This window comes from Paucibacter sp. XJ19-41, from assembly GCF_028462495.1.
Taxonomy (GTDB): domain Bacteria; phylum Pseudomonadota; class Gammaproteobacteria; order Burkholderiales; family Burkholderiaceae_C; genus Roseateles_E.
On the sequence record NZ_JAQOWX010000028.1, the window covers coordinates 1 to 16,301 of the forward strand.

General features: G+C 66.8%; 18 protein-coding genes and 1 pseudogene. 9 read left to right on the forward strand and 10 right to left on the reverse strand.

Annotation, left to right across the window (positions count from 1 at the left end; all coding sequences use genetic code 11):
* From PO768_RS09670 to PO768_RS09695, 6 genes and pseudogenes are all read right to left on the reverse strand, one after another.
* A pseudogene (locus tag PO768_RS09670) lies at positions 1-210 on the reverse strand (GlxA family transcriptional regulator); the annotation flags it as partial.
* A gap of 10 nt (positions 211-220) precedes the next feature.
* Positions 221-793, reverse strand: a complete 573-nt coding sequence (locus PO768_RS09675; protein ID WP_272645888.1) for an isochorismatase family protein — start codon at positions 791-793, stop codon at positions 221-223.
* Positions 794-894: 101 nt separating this feature from the next.
* Positions 895-1,440 carry a DUF1415 domain-containing protein gene (locus PO768_RS09680; protein ID WP_272645889.1) on the reverse strand — a complete coding sequence of 182 codons (546 nt, stop codon included), beginning with the start codon at positions 1,438-1,440 and terminating at the stop codon, positions 895-897.
* Positions 1,437-2,519: a M14 family metallopeptidase gene (locus PO768_RS09685; RefSeq protein ID WP_272645890.1), complete on the reverse strand. Its 1,083-nt coding sequence runs from the start codon at positions 2,517-2,519 to the stop codon at positions 1,437-1,439. The genes PO768_RS09680 and PO768_RS09685 overlap by 4 nt, the downstream gene beginning before the upstream one ends.
* The gene (locus PO768_RS09690; protein WP_272645891.1) at positions 2,519-3,715 is read right to left on the reverse strand and encodes a M20 aminoacylase family protein; all 1,197 of its coding nucleotides are present in this window, start codon (positions 3,713-3,715) and stop codon (positions 2,519-2,521) included. Before PO768_RS09690 ends, PO768_RS09685 begins: the two co-directional genes overlap by 1 nt.
* A 93-nt stretch (positions 3,716-3,808) precedes the next feature.
* Entirely contained in the window at positions 3,809-4,927 is a 1,119-nt protein-coding gene (locus tag PO768_RS09695; RefSeq protein WP_336297758.1) for an ABC transporter substrate-binding protein, read from the reverse strand.
* A 92-nt stretch (positions 4,928-5,019) separates the two neighbouring features.
* On the opposite strand from PO768_RS09695, the gene PO768_RS09700 reads away from it, so the two are divergent.
* The 3 genes from PO768_RS09700 to PO768_RS09710 are packed head-to-tail and all read left to right on the forward strand — an operon-like array spanning position 5,020 to position 8,438.
* A complete protein-coding gene (locus PO768_RS09700; protein ID WP_272645892.1) occupies positions 5,020-7,074 on the forward strand; it encodes a molybdopterin-containing oxidoreductase family protein in 2,055 nt (684 codons plus the stop codon).
* Positions 7,071-8,096 (forward strand): aminopeptidase, encoded by a 1,026-nt coding sequence (locus tag PO768_RS09705; protein WP_336297759.1) that lies wholly within the window; start codon positions 7,071-7,073, stop codon positions 8,094-8,096. The genes PO768_RS09700 and PO768_RS09705 overlap by 4 nt, the downstream gene beginning before the upstream one ends.
* A gap of 9 nt (positions 8,097-8,105) precedes the next feature.
* The gene (locus PO768_RS09710) at positions 8,106-8,438 is read left to right on the forward strand and encodes a polyhydroxyalkanoic acid system family protein (RefSeq protein WP_137943704.1); all 333 of its coding nucleotides are present in this window, start codon (positions 8,106-8,108) and stop codon (positions 8,436-8,438) included.
* 36 nt (positions 8,439-8,474) lie between these two features.
* Here PO768_RS09710 and PO768_RS09715 read toward each other — a convergent pair whose 3' ends face one another.
* Positions 8,475-8,726, reverse strand: coding sequence for an acyl-CoA-binding protein (locus tag PO768_RS09715; protein ID WP_137943705.1), 252 nt, complete (start codon positions 8,724-8,726; stop codon positions 8,475-8,477).
* Positions 8,727-8,844: 118 nt separating this feature from the next.
* On the opposite strand from PO768_RS09715, the gene PO768_RS09720 reads away from it, so the two are divergent.
* Positions 8,845-10,248 carry a wax ester/triacylglycerol synthase family O-acyltransferase gene (locus tag PO768_RS09720; protein WP_137943769.1) on the forward strand — a complete coding sequence of 468 codons (1,404 nt, stop codon included), beginning with the start codon at positions 8,845-8,847 and terminating at the stop codon, positions 10,246-10,248.
* A gap of 3 nt (positions 10,249-10,251) precedes the next feature.
* On the opposite strand, the gene PO768_RS09725 is transcribed toward PO768_RS09720, so the two are convergent.
* The 3 genes from PO768_RS09725 to PO768_RS09735 form a co-directional block, all read right to left on the reverse strand.
* Positions 10,252-10,557 carry a hypothetical protein gene (locus PO768_RS09725; protein ID WP_137943706.1) on the reverse strand — a complete coding sequence of 102 codons (306 nt, stop codon included), beginning with the start codon at positions 10,555-10,557 and terminating at the stop codon, positions 10,252-10,254.
* 92 nt (positions 10,558-10,649) lie between these two features.
* The gene (locus PO768_RS09730; RefSeq protein ID WP_137943707.1) at positions 10,650-11,423 is read right to left on the reverse strand and encodes a hypothetical protein; all 774 of its coding nucleotides are present in this window, start codon (positions 11,421-11,423) and stop codon (positions 10,650-10,652) included.
* A 9-nt stretch (positions 11,424-11,432) separates the two neighbouring features.
* Positions 11,433-12,095, reverse strand: coding sequence for a TetR/AcrR family transcriptional regulator (locus PO768_RS09735; protein ID WP_272645893.1), 663 nt, complete (start codon positions 12,093-12,095; stop codon positions 11,433-11,435).
* Between the two features lie 102 nt (positions 12,096-12,197).
* Here PO768_RS09735 and PO768_RS09740 point away from each other — a divergent pair, with 102 nt between their 5' ends.
* From PO768_RS09740 to hisD, 5 genes are all read left to right on the forward strand, one after another.
* Positions 12,198-13,127, forward strand: coding sequence for an ABC transporter ATP-binding protein (locus PO768_RS09740; protein WP_272645894.1), 930 nt, complete (start codon positions 12,198-12,200; stop codon positions 13,125-13,127).
* Positions 13,128-13,138: 11 nt separating this feature from the next.
* Entirely contained in the window at positions 13,139-13,894 is a 756-nt protein-coding gene (locus tag PO768_RS09745; protein WP_137943770.1) for an ABC transporter permease, read from the forward strand.
* A gap of 16 nt (positions 13,895-13,910) precedes the next feature.
* Positions 13,911-14,174 carry a BolA family protein gene (locus PO768_RS09750; protein ID WP_137943710.1) on the forward strand — a complete coding sequence of 88 codons (264 nt, stop codon included), beginning with the start codon at positions 13,911-13,913 and terminating at the stop codon, positions 14,172-14,174.
* 99 nt (positions 14,175-14,273) lie between these two features.
* Positions 14,274-14,912 carry an ATP phosphoribosyltransferase gene (hisG, locus tag PO768_RS09755; protein ID WP_272645895.1) on the forward strand — a complete coding sequence of 213 codons (639 nt, stop codon included), beginning with the start codon at positions 14,274-14,276 and terminating at the stop codon, positions 14,910-14,912.
* A gap of 8 nt (positions 14,913-14,920) precedes the next feature.
* Entirely contained in the window at positions 14,921-16,264 is a 1,344-nt protein-coding gene (hisD, locus tag PO768_RS09760) for a histidinol dehydrogenase (RefSeq protein WP_442953209.1), read from the forward strand.
* The last annotated feature ends 37 nt before the right edge of the window (positions 16,265-16,301 follow it).

The window sequence follows — 16,301 nt, forward strand, 5'->3', positions numbered from 1 at the left end:
CGCCGCCGGCAGCGGCTCCAGCCCGGCGACCGCGAGGCCTACCGAGCTGAGGCATTGCGGCTGCGCCGCGATGAAGCGCAGCCGAAAGGCCGGCGGCCGGCCGCGCCCGGCCAGGGCCTGGTTGGCCAGCCGGAAGGCCTCGGCCGGCCCGGCCAGGTCCAGCAGCAGCGCGCGCGGCTGCACCAGCATCAAGACATCAATTGCGGACATGACCGCCAGCTTAACGCCCGAGCGCCTGCCGGGCCCGCTGCAGCGCCTGCTCGGCCGTGCAGACCTGGGCGAAGCGGTCCTGCAGCACGGTCTCGGTGCGCAGCTTCAGCTCGGCCGCGCTGAGCGTGGTACCGCTGGCGTGCGTCATCGCGAAGGTCAGCGTCGCCTCGCTCACATAGTCGACCAGCCAGCCCTCGTCGCTGGCATGGCGGGTGGTGGTCTCGCAGCATTGCTCGCTGCGGATGCCGCTGACGATCAGACGCTGGATGCCGTGCTGGTGCAGCCAGACCGCCAGGCCGGTGCCGACCAGGGCGCTGTGCCGGTGCTTGATGAACTCGGCGGCCGCCTCGTAGCGCGGCAGTTCTTCCAGCGGCGTGACCAGGCCCGAGACCAGCGCGAAGGCGTTGTCGGCGCGCTCCGGGCCGTCGCTGTGCAGGATGCGGACGATGGGCAGGTCCAGGGCCTGTGCGCCTTCTATCAGGCGGGCGTTGGCGGCCAGGAAGTCGGGCAGATCGACCCCGCTCCAGTAGGGGCGGTGGCGAAAGGATTCCTGGATGTCTATCAGCAGCAGGGCGGTTTTCATGACGGGCACTCCGATGGGTTTGAGTGCATCGATCTTGCCGCCGGGAGCCCACCGCGTCGCGCCGGGTCCGGACCGCCTGCGGTCAAATCAGGACATCATGATCAGGGCTTCAGCCCGAGCGCCTTCCAGCCGTCCAGACCGAGCTTCTCCAAGGTCGCCATATTGGCTTCGTAGATCGCATCGGTGTCGGCCATGGTGTCCACCGCGCGCTCGATGCTGCTCTCACGCAGGATGTGCAGGGTCGGGTAGGGCGCGCGATTGCTGTAGTTGCTGATGTCGTCCGGCGCGGTGCCATCGAACTGGTACTGGGGATGGAAGCTGGCGATCTGCAGCTCGCCGTCCAGCTCCAGGTCTTCGACCAGGGCATCGGCGGCGCCGATGAAGTCGTTGAAGTCGAGGAAGTCCTGCAGCACCTGCGGGTGTATCACCAGCGTGGTCTCGATCTCGTCGGGATCGCTGCGGCGCAGCAGCAGCAGCTCCTTGGCCAGCTCCTTCAGCAGTTCCTCGGGCGTGGTCGCGCTGCTAACCACATAGCGCAGCCGATTATTGACATGCACGCTCTTGGCGAAGGGGCAGAGATTCAGGCCTATCACGGCCTTCTCCAGCCAGGCGCGGGTGTCGGCTTCGATCGGTGCGGCGGTCGTCATGCGCTCAGCCCCCGGATCGCCTGGCGGGCGGCTTGCTGGGCCTGGTCCAGGATCTGTTGTTTCCACTCGTAGCTATCGATATAGAAGGCATCACGGATCTGGCGCTTGATCTGGGCGGCCTGCTCGGCCGGCGCCTCGGGATGGGCCTCCAGCCAGTGGTCGGCGCGCAGCGCGCCAATCATCTGATCCAGCGGCAGGGTGCCGTATTCCAGCGCGATGCCAGTGTAGGCGGCATCGGGGCAGGCATCGGCGACGGCGGTCCACATCAGGCCCACCAGCGGGGCCGAGCTGGAACTGCCGTCGTAGATCGAGGTCACCTCGGGGCCCCACCAGGCGCGTGCGCGCGCCAGCGCGGCCGCATCGTTCTTGCAGGCAAAGATGCGCTCGCCATGGCCGCTGGGGCCCAGGCCGGTGTGCAGATCGATCCAGGCGATCGCCTCGGCAGCCTGGCCCTGTTCTTCGAGCACATGGCGCAGGGTGACATTGCTCCAGGTCGGCGCATGGCCGCCGTAGAACAGGCCCAGCTCATGGGCGTACTGGCCGCTGGTGATCGAGGTCTGGAGCCCGCGCTCGCCGTGCCGGGCGGCATAGTCGGACAGTACCGCCTCGTCGGCCGGCGTCGGCGGCCAGTGCGCCGGGATCAGCGCAGCGGCGATCTCGTCGTAGCCGGCGTTGTGCGGTAGCGGCTGGTGGAAGTCGTGGAAGTTGCGGTTCAGGTCCACCCCCTCCTGTGTGACGCGGCGCCACCAGGAGAAGCCATGCGGGTTCAGCGCGTGGATATAGAGCACGGCCACGCCGCTGGTCTTGACGGCTTCATGCCAGTCCGGATCGGACAGCAGGCCGGTCTGCACGCCCGAGCCGCAAAAGCCCTCGACGCCGTGACAGGCGCTGCTGATGATCAGCAGCCGCTTCGCATCGCGCGGGCCCTGGCGCACCACATCCATGGCCAGGCGCTCACCGTCGCGACCCAGCAGCGGATGCCAGTGCGGCTCATTGTCCAGCCCGGCGGCCTCGACGGCGGCCAGGAACTTGCCGCGCGCCTCGGCGTAGCTCTGCGAAAAGAAGAGGGCAGCGGACATCAGGGCTTGGGCGAGTTCAACCAGGTTTCGGCCATGCGCACCCACATCGAACCGCCCAGCGGGATCAGCTCGTCGTTGAAGTCATAGCTGGGGTTGTGCAGCATGCAGGGGCCCAGGCCATGGCCGCCTTCGCGGTGCGTGCCGTCGCCATTGCCGATCAGGAAATAGCAGCCGGGTTTTTCGAGCAGGAAGAAGCTGAAGTCCTCGGCGCCCATGGTCGGCTCGAACTCCTGCACGTTCTGCGCGCCGACCACATCGCCCAGCACTGCGCGCACGAAGTCGGTTTCCTTTGCGTGGTTGATCGTCGGCGGGTCGTTGCGGTGGAAGCTGAATTCGCAAGTGGCCTCGAAGGCCTGGCAGGTGGCTTCGGCGATGGCCTTCATGCGGCGCTCGATCAGGTCCAGCACCTCCAGGGTGAAGGTGCGCACCGTGCCCTGGATCTCGCAGCTGTCGGGCACGACATTGGTGGCCTCGCCGGTGTGGATCATCGTCACCGAGATCACGCCGGCGTCGATCGGCCGCTTGTTGCGCGTGATGATGGTCTGGAAGGCCTGCACCATCTGGCAGGCCACCGGCACCGGGTCGATGCCGTTGTGCGGCAGCGCCGCGTGCGAGCCCTTGCCGCGAATCACGATCTTGAATGCGTTGCTGGACGCGACCACCGGGCCGCTCCTGACGGCGAACTGGCTGGCCGCCATGCCGGGCCAGTTGTGCGCGCCGAACATCGCCGCCCTCGGGACCTTGTCGAACAGGCCGGCCTTGATCATCACGCGGGCGCCGCCGCCGCCCTCTTCAGCGGGCTGGAAGACCAGATAGACGGTGCCATCGAAATTGCGGTGCTTGGCCAGATGCTTGGCGGCAGCCAGCAGCATCGCGGTGTGGCCGTCATGGCCGCAGGCGTGCATCTTGCCGGGGTGCTTGCTGGCATGGGCGAACTGGTTGTGCTCGGTCATCGGCAGCGCGTCGATGTCGGCGCGCAGGCCCACCGCGCGGTCGCTCGTGCCGTTCTTGATGATGCCGACGACGCCCGTCTTGCCCAGGCCCCGATGCACGGGAATACCCCATTCGGTCAGCGCACGCGCGATCACATCGGCGGTGCGTTCTTCCTGGAAACAGAGCTCTGGGTGGGCGTGAATATCTCGTCGCAGGGTCGCGATGCTTGGCGCATCGGCCAGGATTGAGTCGATCAACTTCATGGCGGCACTCCGTAGGATGGGAGGCGCGCGGCGGCAGGCCGGCGCCGGTGTCGGGTCAGTTTACCCGGGGGTGGCGCCGTCTGCAGCGGGGGCTCAGCGCCTGACCTTGCCGTCCCCGGTCAGCATCGACAGCTCGACAAAGCTGGATCCCACATGCTTGCCGGGGCCGAACTTCACCGTGAAGCCGCCGGCGTTGTAGTTCTGCATGCCCTCCAGCGCGGCCACCAGGCCCTCGCGGCTGGGCCGCCCCATGCGGCGCAGGCCTTCGCTGAACACCTTGGCGGCCAGAAAGCCCTCCATGCCGGTGTAGTTGGGGCGCAGATCGCCCCCGGCGCGCTGCACCGCCGTCTGGTATTCCTCGACGATGCCGATGGCGGAGCCGAAGGGGTAGGGCATGACCTGGCTGACGACCACGCCCAGTGCCTGCTTGCCCAGCTCGTCGGACAGCGACTGGGTGCCGACAAAGGAGACGTTGTAGAACACACCGCCATAGCCGGCCTTGCGGGCCTCTCGGATGAAGGCGGCGCAGCTCTTGTAGGCGCTGATCATCACGATGGCCTCAGGCGCGCCCGGCACCAGGGCCTTGACGGCGGCGGCCACATCGACGCTGTTGCGCTCCACCGTGCCGATGGCCTGGGGTTTCAGCGAACGGGATTGCATCGCCCGCTGCACGCCCTCCAGGCCGGCCCGGCCATAGGCGTCGTTCTGGTGGAACACGGCGATCTTGTTCAGGCTCAGCTGGGTCAGCTGCTTGACGATCAGTGCGGTCTCGTCGAAGTAGGAGGCGCGCACATGGAAAACCCAGCGGCTGGCCGGCTCGCGCAGCGCCTCGGCACCGGTGAAGGGCGCGAAGAAGGGGATCTTGTGCTGATTGACCAGCGGCAGCGCCGCCAGTGAGGTCGGCGTGCCGACATAGCCGAACAGCGCGAACACATCCTCGGCGATGAACTTCTCGGTATTGGCCTTGCAGCGCTCGGGCTCGTAGCCGTCGTCCAGCGTGCGCAGCTCGATGGGCAGGCCGTTGATGCCGCCGGCCGCATTGACGGCGTCGAAATGCAGCTTGGCGCCGGCCTGCATCTGCAGGCCCAGCTGGGCGGCGGGGCCGGTCAGCGGGGCCGACTGGCCGAGCACGATGCGGCGGCGCTCCTGGGCTTGCAGCCAGGCCGGCAGGGTCAGTGCGGCCAGGCCGGTGAGGCAGTGACGTCGTTGCAAATCGGCTCTCCTGAGGGGGATGAAGGGGTCAAAAATGGCAGGGCTCAAGGGTAGCGCCCATGGGGCTATCGGCTCTGTGCAATAGTTCGCGGATGAACTCGATTGCCGCTGCCTTGTCACCATCAGATACGACTACCGTGAAAGGTGCCTGCCCTCACGACTGCCCGGACACCTGCGCGCTGCGCATCACGGTCGAGGCCGGCCGCGTCATCAAGGTGCAGGGCCAGCCCGACCATCCGAGCACCCATGGTGCGCTGTGCACCAAGGTCTCGCGCTATCCGGAGCGGACCTACCACGCCGAGCGGGTGCTGCGGCCGCTGAAGCGGGTCAGCGCCAAGCATGAGGCGCCGCGCTTCGAGCCGGTCGAGTGGGGTCAGGCCTTGACCGACATTGCCGCGCGGCTCAAGGCCCTGCCCCCGCAGGCCGTGCTGCCCTACAGCTATGCCGGCACCATGGGCCTGTTGCAGGGCGAGGCGATGGCGGGGCGCTTCTTCAACAAGCTGGGCGCCTCCTGCCTGGACCGCACCATCTGCGCCTCGGCCGGCGCGGCCGCGCTGAGCGCGACCTATGGCCACAAGCTGGGCATGCACCTGCCCTATTTCGCCGAGAGCCGCCTGATCCTGATCTGGGGCAGCAACTCGATCGCATCGAATCTGCATTTTTGGACCTATGCGATGAAGGCCAAGCGCGAGGGCGCGAAGCTGATCTGCATCGACCCGCGCAAGACCGAGACGGCCGACAAATGCCACCAGCACATCGCCTTGCTGCCCGGCACCGACGGTGCGCTGGCGCTGGGGCTGATGCATGAGCTGATCGCCCATGGCTGGCTGGACCATGACTATCTGAGCGCCCATGTCGAGGGCTGGGACGAGTTGCGCGCCAAGGCCCTGGCCTGGCCGCCCGAGCGCACGGCGGAGGTCTGCGGCATCGGCGCGGACGAGGTGCGCGGCCTGGCGCGCGACTACGGGCACCGAAACATGGTCGAGGCGCCTGCCGCGATCCGCTTGAACTACGGCATGCAGCGCGTGCGCGGTGGCGGCAATGCGGTGCGGCTGATCGCCTTGCTGCCCTGCCTGACCGGGGCCTGGCGACACCGCGCCGGCGGCCTGCTGCTGTCGAGCTCGGGCTGGTTCGCGCCCTTCAAGAACCCGGCGCTCGAATGCCCCGAGCTGCGCGGCAGCGCGCCGGCGCGGCTGATCAATATGAGCACCATCGGCGACGATCTGCTGCGCGAGGGCTCCGACGAGTTCGGCCCGAAGATCCAGGCCCTGATCATCTACAACAGCAATCCGGTCGCGGTGGCGCCCGAGTCGCCCAAGGTGGTGGCGGGTTTTCAGCGCGCCGATCTGTTCACCGTGGTGCTGGAGCACTTCATGACCGACACGGCCGATCTGGCCGACTATGTCTTGCCAGCCACGACCCAGCTCGAGCATCTGGATGTGCACACCAGCTACGGCCATACCGATGTGCTGATCAATGAGCCGGCCATTGCGCCGCTGGGCGAGGCCAAGCCGAACCCGCAGATCTTCCGCGAGCTGGCGGCGGCGAGGGGCTACACCGAGGCCTGCTTCCTGGACAGCGACGAGGACCGGGCCCGCCCGGCCTTCACCGATGCGATCGACGTCGAGGCCCTGCGCGCGCAGGGCTGGCAATCGCTGCCGCTGGCCGAGGCGCCGTTTGCGCAGGGTCAGTTCCTGACCCCCAGCGGCCGCGCCCAGGCCGGCGGTGCCGACTATCTGCCCAATTACGAGAGCGCGGCCTCGACACCCGAACTGGCCGCGCGCTTCCCGCTGGCGATGATCTCGCCGCCGGCGCGCAACTTCCTCAACAGCAGCTTCGTCAACGTCAAGAGCCTGCGCGATATCGAGGGCGAGCCGCTGCTGGAGATCCATGCCGACGATGCGGCCGCACGCGGCCTGGCCGATGGCGCCGAGGTGCGGGTGTTCAACGAGCGTGGCAGCTACCACTGCATCGCCCGCATCAGCACGCGGGCGCGCCCCGGTGTTGTCAACGGTCTGGGCGTCTGGTGGCGCAAGCTGGGTCTGCGCGGCAGCAATGTCAACGAAGTGACGCACCAGCGCCTGACCGATCTGGGCCGGGCACCGAGTTTTTACGACTGCCTGGTCGAGGTGGAATCGGCGCGGTGAGGGCGGCGGCCTGCCTGGGCTTGATGGCCGCAGCGCTGCTGAGCGGCTGCGCGCAGATCGGCTATCTGGGTCAGGCGGTCGGCGGTCATCTGCGCCTGGTCGGGGCCGCCAGGCCAGTGCCGGAGCTGGTGGCGGATCCGGCGCTCGACGCTTCGCTGCGCGAGCGTCTGGAGTTAAGCCAGCGCATCCGCGATTTCGCCAGCCGCGAACTGGGCCTGCCCGATAACGCCAGCTACCGCCGCTACGCCGATCTGCGGCGCGGCGCGGCGGTCTGGAATGTGGTCGCGACGCCGGAGCTGAGCCTGCGCCTGACGACCTGGTGCTATCCGGTGATGGGCTGCGCCGGCTATCGCGGCTTTTTCGACCGGGCCGAGGCCGAGGCCTATGCGCAGCGGCGGCGCGCCGACGAAGGGTGGGAGGTGCTGGTCTATGGCGTGCCGGCCTATTCGACGCTGGGCTGGAGCCGGCTGTTCGGCGGCGATCCGCTGCTGAACACCTTCATCGCCTATCCCGAGGGCGAGCTGGCGCGCATGATCTTTCACGAGCTGGCGCATCAGGTCGCTTATGCGGCCGACGATACCGAGTTCAACGAGTCCTTCGCCACCACGGTGGAGCGCCTGGGCGTGCTGGCCTGGCTGGCCGGCCCCGAGCGGGCGGCGGCCCGCGAGCAGTATCTGCAGGGCGACGAGCTGCGCCGGCGCTTCCAAGCCGAAGCGATGGCCTGGCGACAGAAGCTGGAGGCCCTGTATGCCGGCCCGCTCGACGAGACGGCCAAGCGCACGGCCAAGGCCGAGCTGCTGCAGCAGATGCGCGCCGCGCCGCTGCCTGGCTACGAGGCCTGGTATGCGCGCGCCAACAACGCCAGCCTGGCCCTGCTGGCCACCTACCACCAGCTGAGCCCGGCTTTCGAGGCGCTGTTCGAGCGGCAGGGCCGCGACTGGCCGGCTTTCCATGCCGAGGTTCGGCGTCTGGCAGACTTGCCGAAGGCGCAGCGGCGCCAACAACTATTGATGAATCCCTAGGAGACCCCGATGGCCGATATCCGCATCCACCGCGATCATGAACTGGGCCTGAAAAAAGCCCGCGAGATCGCCTGGGCCTGGGCCGAGCAGGTCGAGGCCAAATTCGATATGGAGTGCGCGGTGCTGGAGGGCAAGACCAGCGACACGGTCACCTTCACACGCTCGGGCGTCAAGGGCGAGCTGATCGTCGCGGCCGACCATTTCGATCTGCATGCCAAGCTGGGCCTGCTGCTGGGGGCCTTCAAGTCCACCATCGAGGGCGAGATCCAGAAGGAGCTGGACGGCCTGCTGGCCGCCGGTGCTGCGGCAAAGACGGCAGCCAAAAAGAAAAAAGCGACCTGAGCGGTCGCTTGGCAATCGAGGTCCCGGGTCGGGGCCTTATTTCAGCGATTCGATCAAGTCGATGTACTGCTGCATGGCCTCTTCGCTGGCCGTGCCCTTCAGCTCGTTCCATGCGTCCCATTTGGCGCGGCCGACCATATCGGTGAAGCCGGGGCGGGAGCCTTCGACATCGCCGCTGCTGCCCTGCTTGTAGAGCGCGTAGAGCTTCAGCAGGGTCATATTGTCGGGGCGCTCGGGCAGGCTCTTGGATCCGGCCACGGCGGCTTCGAACTGGTCTTTCAGGCTCATCTTGAATGTCTCCTGCTTGGTGTTGATCGGGATGGACGCTGGCGATGTTAACCAGCATTGTCTGGGCACAGAACTCTAGAACATCAAGGAGACGGACTTGGCACAGCTGCATGAACGCATGTCGCGGGTGGATACCGCCTGGCTGCGCATGGATACCGACGCCAATCTGATGATGATTGTCGGCGTCTGGTATATCCGGCCCGGCATCACGCTGGCGGCGCTGCGCGAGCGGGTCGAGGCCAGGCTCTTGCAGTACACGCGCTTTCGCCAGAAGGTGGTCGAGGACGCGCTGGGGGCGCAGTGGGTGGAGGATGAGGACTTCGACATCGCCAACCATGTGCAGGCCGAGATCCTCTTGCCGCTGCGCGGCCAGAGCGCCGAGGCCGCGCTGCAGGCCCGGGTCGGCGAGCTGGCGGCCACGCCCTTGGACGCCGCCCGGCCGCTGTGGCAGTTCCAGCTGATCGAGGATTTCGAGGACGGGCAGAGCGTGTTGCTGGCGCGCATACACCACTGCATTGCCGACGGCATTGCGCTGATCGCGGTGATGCTGTCGATCACCGATGGCGGCAAGGCGCCGCCCAAGCGACAGCAGCAGCCGCGCGACGATCAGGACTGGCTGACCGACACCTTGCTGCGCCCGCTCAGCGATATGAGCATCAAGGCGATCCGCATGGCCGGCGCCGGCGCGGCCAAGGGCGTCGATGCCTGGATTGATCCGCCGCATCCGGTCGACAGCTCGATGGAGATGGCGCGCATCGGCTATCAGGCCGTCAGCGATATCGCGGCCTTTGCGCTGATGCCGGACGATTCGCCGACCCGGCTCAAGGGCAAGCCCGGCGGTGCCAAGCGGGTGTCCTGGGCCGATGGCCTGCCGCTGGACGCGGTCAAGGCGGTCGGCAAGGCGATGAATGCCTCGATCAATGATGTGCTCTTGTCCTGCGTGGCCGGTGCAATCGGCAGCTATCTGGCCGAGCGCGGCGAGGATCCGGCGGGCAAGGAGATCCGCACCATGGTGCCGGTCAATCTGCGGCCGCTGGAGAAGGCTTATCAGCTCGGCAACCGCTTCGGTCTGGTGCCGCTGGTGCTGCCGATCGGCATCGCCAATCCGGTCGAGCGGCTGTATGCGGTGAAGGCGCGGATGCAGGAGCTCAAGGGCAGCTTCCAGCCGGTGCTGGCCTTCGGCCTGCTGTCGGTCGCCGGGCTGCTGATCAAGCCGGTCCAGCATGCGATGCTGAACATCTTCGCGAAGAAGACCACGGCCGTCGTCACCAATGTGCCGGGGCCGGCCCAGGCTCTGAGCTTTTGCGGCTCCACGGTGACGCGGGTGATGTTCTGGGTGCCGCAGTCCGGCGATGTCGGCATGGGGGTCAGCATCCTGACCTATGCCGGCCAGGTGCAGTTCGGCCTGATCACCGACAGCACCCTGTGCCCCGACCCCGAGGCCATCGTCGAGCGCTTTGCGCCCGAGTTCAACAAGCTCTTGCTGCTTGCGCTGATGCTGCCTTGGGGCGACTGCGACTGAGGCTTACTTGGCCTTGGGGCGGCCGGCGGCGCTGGGGTAGGCCGCCATCACGCGGCCCGGGTCGGCCTTGTCCAGATAGGCGGCGTACTGCGACTCGGTGCAGGCCAGGCTCTGGCCGGCACGGTGCTCGCCCTTGTACTGGCCCTTGGCGTAGACGAAGTGGTGCTCGTCGGCGGCCGGGGTGCCGAGCTTGGCGCTGTAGCTGCTGGCGCAGTCGGCGCGCAAGGCCTGGATCTCTGGGCTGGAGGAGGCCCAGGATGCGGTGACGGCCAGCGGGGCCAGCAGCAGGGCGAGCAGGGTGTTCTTCATTTTGCGTTGGGGTGTTGGTGACGGAGCGGAGCTTAGCGTCAGGCTTTCGCGCCGGCCTCACCCTGCTTGCGGGGCGGGAAAGCCCGGAGTTTTCACTCGTCCAGCTCTTCCCGCGCCAGCTCGACGTCCAGACACTCCATCGCATCCAGCGGCTCGCAGGCCGCCGCGTCGGCATACAGCGTCTCGGCCTCCTTCATGCGCTTGTCGCCCTCCAGCATCACCAGGCCGTTGGCCCGTTCGATCATCGCGATCGCGCTGCTGGGATTGAGCTTGACGGCCTGGGCGAACATCGCCAGGCCGGTCGCAGCATCGGCGCCCTGGGTCTTGCCCAGCAGCTTGCCGACCTTGTCGATCACCTCGGCATGGAAGGCGCCCAAGGCGATATGGGCATCGGCATGCTTGGGCGCGAGCTTGATGGTGGTCTCCAGCGCGCCCTTGACCTTGCCGCCCAGGCCCTGGGCCAGGGCCTTGGTGACGCTGATGCCCTGGCCATAGCGACCCAGCGCGTAGGCCTGCCAGTACCAGGCGTTGGGATTCTTGGGCTCGTCGGCCTGCTGGGCCTCGGCCCGGCCCGCCACCTCCAGGAACATCTCCAGCTTGGTCTGTTCCTTCTTCTCCAGGTAGTTGGCGTAGATGGCCTGGGCCTTGTTGGCGACCGTGGTGCCTGCGGCGCCTGCGGCCAGCCCGGCTTCATAGGCTTTCTGGAATTCGCCGGCATGGAAATGGATCCAGGCCTGGACCACGGCCGCCTCCTTGGGCCAAGGCTCGGCGTCGCCGGCATGCAGGCGCGCCCAGTGCTTCTTCAGCGCCGCCGCGTCGTACTGGTAGGCGGTGTTGTCATAGGGGAAGGCGGTCCACTTGGCCATCATCAGCTCCTAGCTATCCATCTCTTGATACTTGCCCGCCAGGGCAAACAGATGCTCGCGCGAGTTGCTCTCCAGATAGGGCAGCAACAGGCTCAGCACATGGAAGGCGCCGCGCATCAGCGCCGCACCGGCCTGGGCCGGTTCCAGCGCGTTGCGCGGGTTGCGCACATATTCGTAGCTCAGCCAGTAACTCATCAGCACCACCATCGAGTTGGCCACCGGCGGGGCCTCGCGGGCCTCCATCTTCAGCGCGCCGCCGAACTGCAGCCCGGCCAGCACTGCGCGCATGGCCCGCGCCTTGCTCTCCAGCACGCTCTGGAAATGCGTCTCCAGCTTGCGATTCTTGCTCAGCAGATCGTTCAGGTCACGATAAAGAAAGCGGTGCTTCCAGATCAGCTCGATCAGCATATGGAAGAACAGCCAGGCGTCTTCGACATGGCGCACATTGTCGGCCGCGCCCAGCAGTTCGCCGAGCTCGCGTTCGTAGTTGCCGAACAGCGAGTTGATCAGCTCGTCCTTGGCTGGGTAGTGGTAGTAGAGATTGCCGGGGCTGATATTGAGCTCGGCCGAGATCAGCGTGGTCGAGACATTGGGCTCGCCGAAGCGGTTGAACAAGTCCAGCGTGACTTCGAGGATGCGTTCCGCGGTACGGCGCGGTTTCTTGGTGACCATGGCGTCGATTCTGGCATCAAGGCTTGTGCGCTTTGCGCAGCCTGGCCCCGGGCAAACCCTTTGCCGAGCGGGATTGGTGGGCGCTCCCTACAATGCGCGCCCATGCCTATCCAGCCCCTGCCGGCCGACCAGCCCGCCATCAGTTTCCAGAACGTCAGCAAAACATACCGGGGAGGGCAGGTCCGGGCTCTTGATGGCGTGTCCTTCGACATCCAGCCCGGCGAGTTCTTCGGCCTGCTGGGCCCGAACGGTGCCGGCAAGACCAGCCTGATCAGCATTCTGGCCGGGCTGTCGCAGGCCAGCGGCGGCGCGGTCAAGGTGCTCGGCCACGATGTGGTCAGCGACTATGCGGCGGCGCGCAAGGCCCTGGGCATCGTGCCGCAGGAGCTGGTGTTCGATCCCTTCTTCAGCGTCCGGGAGTCGTTGAAGATCCAGAGCGGCTATTTCGGTGTGAAGGGCAACGAGGCCTGGATCGACGAGTTGCTGGAGAACCTCGGCCTGGCCGACAAGGCCCATGCGAATATGCGCCAGCTCAGCGGCGGCATGAAGCGCCGCGTGCTGGTAGCCCAGGCCCTGGTGCACCGCCCGCCGGTCATCGTGCTGGACGAGCCGACCGCCGGCGTCGACGTCGAGCTGCGCCAGACCCTGTGGGCCTTCATCGCGCGCCTGAACCGCGAGGGCCACACGGTGCTGCTGACCACGCACTATCTGGAGGAAGCCGAGGCCCTGTGCCAGCGCATCGCGATGCTCAAGCAGGGCCGCATCGTCGCGCTGGACAGCACCTCCGAGCTGCTCAAGGGCAAGGCCTCGACGATGCTGCGCTTCAAGACCGATGCGGCGCTGCCGGCCGCGCTGCTCGATCAGTCGCGCGTCACCGGCCGCATCGTGCAGATCAAGGCCCATGACGCGGCCGAGGTCGAGACCATTTTGTCGACCCTGCGCGCGGCGGGCTGCCCGGTCGAAGACCTGGAGATCGGCCGCGCCGATCTGGAAGACGTGTTTCTGGAAATCATGCAAGGAGCCCATCAATGAGCGCCATCCGTTTGCAAGGCGCTCGGACGCTGTTCTACAAGGAAGTGCTGCGCTTCTGGAAGGTCAGCTTCCAGACCGTCGCCGCGCCGGTGCTGACCGCCGTGCTCTATCTGCTGATCTTCGGCCACGTGCTGGAGGATCATGTGAAGGTCTATGACTCGGTCGGCTACACCAGCTTCCTGATCCCGGGCCTGGTGATGATGAGCGTGCTGCAGAACAGCTTTGCCAACAGCTCCTCGTCCTTGATACAGAGCAAGATCACCGGCAATCTGGTCTTCCTGCTGGTGACGCCGCTGTCGCACTGGGCCTGGTTCGTTGCCTATGTCGGCGCGTCCATCGTGCGCGGCCTGGTGGTCGGGCTGGGCGTGATCGTCGTGACCTTCTGGTTTGCGCCGCCGGGCCTGGCCAATCCCCTGTGGATCGTCACCTTCGCCGTGCTGGGCGCCGCCATCATGGGCAGCCTGGGCCTGATCGCGGGGCTGTGGGCGGAGAAGTTCGACCAGATTGCTGCGTTCCAGAACTTCATCATCATGCCGATGACCTTTCTGTCCGGCGTGTTCTATTCGATCAAATCGCTGCCGCCGTTCTGGCAGGGCGTCAGCCATCTGAACCCTTTCTTCTACATGATCGACGGCTTCCGGCGCGGCTTCTTCGGTGTCAGCGATGTCTCGCCCTGGATCAGCCTGGGCCTGGTCGGCGTGAGCTTTCTGGCGCTCGCCGCCCTGGCGCTGGAACTGCTGCGCCGCGGCTACAAGATCCGCTCTTAGTAGAATCCTGCTCACCATGGCCGATCCCACTCCCCAAGAAGTTCAGCAATTCATCGCCAACGGCCTGCCCTGCCAAGCGCTGCAGGTCGAGGGCGACGGCCGGCATTTCTTCGCCACCATCGTCTCCACCGAGTTCGAAGGCCTGTCCCGTGTGCGCCGCCATCAGCGCGTGTACCAGGCCCTGGGTGACCGCATGCGCGAGCAGATCCACGCGCTCTCCATGAAAACACTGACGCCGGCCGAGCATGCTGCTTCCCCGGCCGAGCACCATCATTCCTGAGCGCCATCCGCTTTTCTGCAAGCGGGTGGCGGCGAGGCGCCGCTAGGTGAACCCGCTGCCGTCCCGCTGAACCCGATTCACAAGGACGACAGACGCACCATGATCACCCTGGCTCTCTCCAAAGGCCGCATCTTCGACGACACCCTGCCGCTGCTGCGCGCCGCCGGTATCGAGGTGTTGGAAGACCCCGAGACCTCGCGCAAGCTGATTCTTGCGACCAGCAACCCCGAGGTCCGCATCGTGATGGTGCGTGCCTCCGACGTGCCCACCTATGTCCAGCATGGCGGTGCCGATCTGGGCGTGGCCGGCAAGGACATCCTGATCGAGCATGGCGGCGCGGGCCTCTACCAGCCGCTGGACCTGAACATCGCGAAGTGCCGCGTCAGCGTGGCGGTGCGCCAGGGTTTTGACTACGCGGGCGCCGTCCGGCAGGGCTCGCGCATTCGCGTGGCCACCAAGTACACCGAGATCGCGCGCCAGCATTTCGCCGAGAAGGGCGTGCACGTCGATCTGATCAAGCTCTACGGCTCGATGGAGCTGGCGCCACTGACGGGCCTGGCCGACGCCATCGTCGATATGGTCTCCACCGGCAACACCCTGCGCGCCAATCAGCTGAGCGAGGTCGAGTTCATCATGGACATCTCGGCCCGCCTGGTCGTCAACCAGGCCGCGCTGAAGCTCAAGCGCGAACCGCTGCGCCGTCTGATCGACGCCTTCGCCTCTGCCATCCCGAAATGAGCCGCATGATGTCCTTGAAGCTCCGCCAACTGAATACCGCCAGCCCCGACTTCGAAGCCGAGTTCCAGCGTGTGCTGCACTGGTCGGCCGAGACCGATTCGGCCATCGAAACCCGCGTGGCCGAGATCCTGGCCGATGTGCGTGCCCGCGGCGATGCGGCCGTGCTGGCGTACACGGCCCGCTTTGACGGCCTGCAGGCCGACACGGTGGCCGCGCTGGAACTGACGCGCGAGGAATTGAAGGCTGCCTTCGAGGCCATCACCCCGGCCCAGCGCGGCGCGCTGCAGGCCGCTGCCGAGCGCGTGCGCAGCTATCACGAGCGCCAGAAGCAGGCCTGCGGCCTGAGCTGGAGCTATCGCGACGAGGACGGCACGCTGCTGGGGCAAAAAGTGACCCCGCTGGACCGTGTCGGCATCTATGTGCCCGGTGGCAAGGCCGCCTACCCGAGCAGCGTGCTGATGAATGCCATTCCCGCCCAGGTGGCCGGCGTGCCCGAGATCATCATGGTGGTGCCCACGCCAGCCCGCAGGGATGGCGCCTCAAACGGCGCCAAGGGCGACAAGAACCCGCTGGTGCTGGCCGCCGCCTATGTGGCGGGCGTGCACCGCGCCTTCACGATAGGCGGCGCCCAGGCCGTCGCGGCGCTGGCCTATGGCACGGCGACGGTGCCGCGCGTCGACAAGATCACCGGCCCCGGCAATGCCTATGTGGCCAGTGCGAAGAAGCATGTGTTCGGCCAGGTCGGCATCGACATGATTGCCGGTCCCAGCGAGATCCTGGTGCTGGCCGATGGCACGACGCCGCCGGACTGGGTGGCGATGGACCTGTTCAGCCAGGCTGAGCACGACGAACTGGCGCAGAGCATCTTGCTGTGCCCGGACGCGGCCTATATCGAGCAGGTGCGCGAGGCTATCGAGCGCCTGCTGCCGACGATGCCGCGCGAGGCGGTGATCCGCGCTTCGTTGGAAGGCCGTGGCGCCTTGATCCAGACCCGCTCTATGGACGAGGCCTGCGAAATTTCCAACCGCATCGCGCCCGAGCATCTGGAGGTGTCCAGCGCCGATCCGCATCGTTGGGAACCGCTGCTGCGCCACGCCGGTGCGATCTTCCTCGGCGCCTACACCAGTGACTCGCTGGGCGACTACTGCGCCGGCCCCAACCATGTGCTGCCGACCTCGGGCACCGCGCGCTTCTCCTCGCCGCTGGGGGTGTATGACTTCCAGAAGCGCAGCAGCCTGATCGAGGTCAGCGAGGCCGGCGCCCAGAAACTGGGGCCGATCGCGGCCGAACTGGCTTATGGCGAAGGCCTGCAAGGGCATGCACGGGCGGCGGAGATGCGGCTGAAGAACTGACTCGGCGGGGGTAGACTCTTTGCGCATACAGGAGCTG

Excerpts from the sequence above, each read along its gene's own strand:
- PO768_RS09700 (WP_272645892.1), top strand. The coding sequence starts at position 5,020 with ATGAACTCGATTGCCGCTGCCTTGTCACCATCAGATACGACTACCGTG.
- PO768_RS09720 (WP_137943769.1), top strand. The coding sequence starts at position 8,845 with ATGTCGCGGGTGGATACCGCCTGGCTGCGCATGGATACCGACGCCAAT.
- PO768_RS09750 (WP_137943710.1), top strand. The coding sequence starts at position 13,911 with ATGGCCGATCCCACTCCCCAAGAAGTTCAGCAATTCATCGCCAACGGC.
- PO768_RS09680 (WP_272645889.1), bottom strand. The coding sequence starts at position 1,440 with ATGACGACCGCCGCACCGATCGAAGCCGACACCCGCGCCTGGCTGGAG.
- PO768_RS09735 (WP_272645893.1), bottom strand. The coding sequence starts at position 12,095 with ATGGTCACCAAGAAACCGCGCCGTACCGCGGAACGCATCCTCGAAGTC.
- PO768_RS09730 (WP_137943707.1), bottom strand. The coding sequence starts at position 11,423 with ATGGCCAAGTGGACCGCCTTCCCCTATGACAACACCGCCTACCAGTAC.
- PO768_RS09690 (WP_272645891.1), bottom strand. The coding sequence starts at position 3,715 with ATGAAGTTGATCGACTCAATCCTGGCCGATGCGCCAAGCATCGCGACC.
- PO768_RS09710 (WP_137943704.1), top strand. The coding sequence starts at position 8,106 with ATGGCCGATATCCGCATCCACCGCGATCATGAACTGGGCCTGAAAAAA.
- PO768_RS09715 (WP_137943705.1), bottom strand. The coding sequence starts at position 8,726 with ATGAGCCTGAAAGACCAGTTCGAAGCCGCCGTGGCCGGATCCAAGAGC.
- hisD (WP_442953209.1), top strand. The coding sequence starts at position 14,921 with ATGTCCTTGAAGCTCCGCCAACTGAATACCGCCAGCCCCGACTTCGAA.
- PO768_RS09725 (WP_137943706.1), bottom strand. The coding sequence starts at position 10,557 with ATGAAGAACACCCTGCTCGCCCTGCTGCTGGCCCCGCTGGCCGTCACC.
- hisG (WP_272645895.1), top strand. The coding sequence starts at position 14,274 with ATGATCACCCTGGCTCTCTCCAAAGGCCGCATCTTCGACGACACCCTG.
- PO768_RS09740 (WP_272645894.1), top strand. The coding sequence starts at position 12,198 with ATGCCTATCCAGCCCCTGCCGGCCGACCAGCCCGCCATCAGTTTCCAG.
- PO768_RS09685 (WP_272645890.1), bottom strand. The coding sequence starts at position 2,519 with ATGTCCGCTGCCCTCTTCTTTTCGCAGAGCTACGCCGAGGCGCGCGGC.
- PO768_RS09675 (WP_272645888.1), bottom strand. The coding sequence starts at position 793 with ATGAAAACCGCCCTGCTGCTGATAGACATCCAGGAATCCTTTCGCCAC.